At 59.9% G+C, this 359-nt stretch carries 1 pseudogene; it reads left to right on the top strand.

Annotated features, from left to right (window positions below):
* Nucleotides 1–359: pseudogene (locus AF337_RS28825) on the top strand (ornithine cyclodeaminase); the annotation flags it as partial.

Below are 359 nucleotides of genomic sequence, written 5' to 3'. Positions count from 1 at the left end.
CTGATGCCGACTTCGGACGGCGAAATCTACAGCTTCAAATATGTAAACGGCCATCCGAAGAACATGGCGCAAGGCCTGCAAACCGTGACGGCTTTCGGCCTCCTGGCAGAAGTTTCGACCGGCTATCCGGTGCTGCTCACCGAAATGACCCTGCTGACAGCGCTGAGAACCGCCGCAACTTCAGCCATGGCCGCGCGGCACCTCGCACCCAAGGGTGCCCGCACGATGGCCATGATCGGCAATGGCGCCCAGGCGGAATTCCAGGCGCTTGCCATGAAAGCCGTTTGCGGCATCGATCACATCAGGCTCTACGACATCGATCCGCTAGCGACGGAAAAGATGGTCCGCAACCTTGCAGG

The organism is Rhizobium ecuadorense (assembly GCF_001187535.1).
Taxonomy (GTDB): Bacteria; Pseudomonadota; Alphaproteobacteria; order Rhizobiales; family Rhizobiaceae; genus Rhizobium; species Rhizobium ecuadorense.
Note: the sequence above shows the minus strand (reverse complement) of the source record. Positions and strands in the feature narration are given on the sequence as shown.